Here is a 3,566-nt window from a genome sequence, read left to right on the forward strand (position 1 = left end):
CGGCAGTTCCGACTTTATCAGAAGTTCCTGACCGGTCTGACCGGCCGCTCATTTCTGAGTAATCGGGAGGTGCTTCTCCAAGTAAGTCGCTCTCGACTTCCCTCAGGAAGCTCGTAGATTCTAACGCTCGCCGCCGAACTTGTCCAGCTCTAGGCAACTGTTTGAATCTACCTCCCCACGTCACCCGTGTCAACGGGTTCTGCGGGGCGAAGAGGAGAATAGCAGCTCACAGGCGTGGAACGCACATCAGGCAGCGGTGGGGACGGTGGCGCTGCGGTCCGTCGCGTCGAGGTCGCCCGTCTCGCCGGCGCGTACCGCTCGACCGCCCAGGACGTAGACGTACGTCAGAAATGCCAGCTCGGCCGCGATGCCGATGCCGATACGGGCCCAGGTGGGCAGGCCGGAGGGGGTGACGAAGCCTTCGATGGCGCCGGAGACGAAGAGGACCAGGGCCAGGCCGATCGCCATGCCGACCGCCGCCCGTCCCTCCTCGGCGAGAGCGGTACGGCGCGTGCGGGGGCCGGGGTCGATGAGGGTCCATCCCAGGCGCAGGCCCGTACCCGCGGCGACGAAGACGGCGGTCAGTTCGAGCAGGCCGTGCGGGAGGACCAGCCCCAAGAAGGTGTCGAGGCGGCCTGCGGAGGACATCAGGCCGAACCCGACGCCCAGGTTGAGCATGTTCTCGAACAGGATCCACAGGACGGGCAGACCCAGGAAAACGCCCAGGACCAGGCACATCGCGGCCGCTTGGGCGTTGTTCGTCCACACCTGGGCGGCGAAGGCGGCCGCGGGGTGGCTGGAGTAGTACGTCTCGTACTCGCCGCCGGGGCGGGTCAGCGAGCGCAGCTGGCTCGGGGCCGCGATGGACGACTGCACGTCCGGGTGGGTGCCGATCCACCAGCCGAGCAGGATGGCGATGACCGTGGAGACAAGTGCCGTGGGTACCCACCAATGGCGCGTGCGATAGACGGCTGCCGGGAAGCCCTGGCCCAGGAAGCGCGTGACGTCACGCCATGAGGCGCGGCGGGTGCCGGTGACGGCGCTACGCGCGCGTGCCACCAGTTGGCTGAGCCGTCCCGTCAGCTGCGGGTCCGGAGCGCTGGACTGGATGAGGGAGAGATGGGTGGCGGTGCGCTGGTAGAGCGCGACGAGTTCGTCGGCTTCGGCGCCGTTGAGCCGGCGTCGGCGGCGGAGCAGGGCGTCGAGGCGGTCCCATTCGGCGCGATGCGCGGAGACGAAGACGTCCAGGTCCATCGGGTCTGCCTGCTCCTCGGCTGGTCGTCGACAGCTCGTCCGCTCGTCGTGGATGCTCGCATCTGCCGTCAGCTTGTCGCACTGAGGCGCGATGCGCGCACAGCTTGGCAGACTTGCGGCTCCAAGGGCAGATCAGGGAAGGACGGCGGGCGTGAGTGAGCTGGTGACCGGTGAGGCGGTGGCGCTCGAACTGCTGCCGGCGAGGCTGCCGAGCAGGGCGCTGGCCGTGTTGTTCGACCTGGTGGTGGCGGTGACCGCATACGTGGTGGTCACGGTGGCGCTGGTGATGTCGACGGCCTCCATGGACGAGGCCGCGCAGGTGGCCCTGTCGATCGCGACGTTTCTGCTGGTGCTGGTCGGCGGACCGATCGCGGTGGAAACACTCAGTCATGGGCGGTCGCTGGGGAAGCTGGCCTTCGGGCTTCGGGTGGTGCGGGACGACGGCGGGCCGATCCGGTTCCGGCATGCGCTGGTGCGCGGTGCGATCGGTGTGGTCGAGATCCTGCTGACGTTCGGTGTGGTGGCCTGTATCGCCTCTCTGGTGTCCGCGCGCGGCCGGCGGCTCGGGGACGTGTTCGCGGGCACACTCGTGGTCCGTGAGCGAATACCCGCCGGTCCGGCCGGATTCGTACCGCCCCCGCCGCCGTGGCTCGTGGGGCGGTTCACCGAGCTGGACCTGTCGGCCGTGCCGGACGGGCTGTGGCTGGCCGTGCGGCAGTACCTGACGCGGATGTCGCAGCTCGATCCGCAGGTCTCTGCAGGGATGGTGCAGCGGCTCGCGGCCGATCTCGCGGCGCGTACGGGTGCTTCGGTACCGCCGGATCTGCCGGCCGCCGCCTTTCTCGCGGCCGTGGTGCACGAGCGGCAGTCCCGTGAAGCCCGGCAGGCGTTCGGTGTCGGCGGTTTCGGTCCGTCCGCGGGGCGGAGCGGCGCTCCGGTGGCGCCCATTGCCCTTCAGCCGCCGCCCGTTCCCGTAGCGGGCTCGACCGGGAACGTCGCTCCGTCCGCCGGACCGGAGGACCGGGGCCCACAGCGAGCGCAGGCACCCGTCACGCCGCCGGCCGCGCCTGCCGCACGGCCGGTGGACGAGCCGAAGGCCGACCGCCCGTCCACCGGATTCGCACCGCCGGCCTGAGGCGGGGCCGAGGAGTTCTCTGCGTTGGGTTCCTCCGCGTTCACGGGTTCCTCCGCGTTCAGTCGAAGGACGACGGCGGTGTCTGGAGGTCCTCCAGCTCGATGCCGGGCGCGGCCAGGACGACGTCGCCGGCGATGTGGACGCTGTGCCGTTCACCGGTGTCCAGGGCTGTGACCTGGTATTCGTCCACGGTCAGGGGGCCGTTGTCAGTGGCGTGTGCTTCGCTGTTCACCAAGGCCCAGGACTGGTCCACGGTGCGGGGGGCGAGGACCGGATCCGTGAAGGCGACCAGGCGTACGCGGGTCTCGGCGGAGGAGGGGGTGAGGCGCAGCAGACGGACGGTGGCGACGAGGAACGCGGGAGACGTGCCGGTGAAGGCGTGGGCGCGCACATTGCCTTCGGTGGCACGGGTTCCGGTGGGGTCGGTGCGGACCCAGGTGACGCCATCGAGGGCGGCGCCGCGTACCTGCCAGCCTCCCGCGTGCAGTTCGAGGCGGATGGGGCGGCCGAGGTCGTCCAGGGCGAGGTCGACCGAGCCCACCTGGTCGCCGGTGGGGCCGGTCAGCCGGGAGACGTAGCGCCAGCCGGACGGGCCGGGGGCGCATTGGAAGTGTTCTTCTGCGAGGGGGGTGTGATCGTGCGGATCGTGGAGCGAATAACGGCCGCGGGGCATGGGGGTCCTGGGGCTTGACGGGCTGACGGCCCGGGCCGGGTCGACCGGTCCGGACTGTCTCCGGGCCGGCTGACGGTTCCGGGAAAGGGGCAGGCCCCCGGCACGGGGGTGCGGGGGCCTGCCTCGGGAGACCTGCTGTCGGGGAGCGCGGTGGTGCACCGGCGCGCTCCCCGGCGGGCGGGGCTACGGAACCCGAGGGCTCAGTAGCGGTAGTGGTCGGGCTTGTACGGGCCCTCGACCTCGACGCCGATGTACGCGGCCTGCTCCGGACGCAGCGTCGTCAGCTTCACACCGAGGGAGTCCAGGTGGAGACGGGCCACCTTCTCGTCCAGGTGCTTGGGCAGCGTGTACACACCGACCGGATACGCGTCCGGCTTGGTGAACAGCTCGATCTGGGCCAGCGTCTGGTCCGCGAAGGAGTTGGACATCACGAACGACGGGTGACCGGTGGCGTTGCCCAGGTTCAGCAGACGGCCTTCGGACAGCACGATGATCGTCTTGCCG

4 protein-coding genes are annotated in these 3,566 nt (G+C 70.2%); 1 reads left to right on the plus strand and 3 read right to left on the minus strand.

Annotated features, from left to right (window positions below):
* Window positions 1-246: 246 nt before the first annotated feature.
* Window positions 247-1,254 carry a stage II sporulation protein M gene (locus BIV23_RS41190; RefSeq protein ID WP_071386133.1) on the minus strand — a complete coding sequence of 336 codons (1,008 nt, stop codon included), beginning with the start codon at window positions 1,252-1,254 and terminating at the stop codon, window positions 247-249.
* Between the two features lie 151 nt (window positions 1,255-1,405).
* Here BIV23_RS41190 and BIV23_RS41195 point away from each other — a divergent pair, with 151 nt between their 5' ends.
* A complete protein-coding gene (locus BIV23_RS41195; protein WP_071386134.1) occupies window positions 1,406-2,389 on the plus strand; it encodes an RDD family protein in 984 nt (327 codons plus the stop codon).
* Between the two features lie 58 nt (window positions 2,390-2,447).
* On the opposite strand, the gene BIV23_RS41200 is transcribed toward BIV23_RS41195, so the two are convergent.
* On the minus strand, window positions 2,448-3,062 hold the full coding sequence (locus BIV23_RS41200; RefSeq protein ID WP_071386135.1) for a hypothetical protein: 615 nt from the start codon (window positions 3,060-3,062) through the stop codon (window positions 2,448-2,450).
* A gap of 200 nt (window positions 3,063-3,262) precedes the next feature.
* The coding region (locus BIV23_RS41205) for an adenosylhomocysteinase (protein ID WP_143079199.1) at window positions 3,263-3,566 on the minus strand (304 nt) is incomplete at its 5' end.

It is taken from the genome of Streptomyces monashensis (assembly GCF_001866665.1).
Taxonomy (GTDB): Bacteria; Actinomycetota; Actinomycetes; order Streptomycetales; family Streptomycetaceae; genus Streptomyces; species Streptomyces monashensis.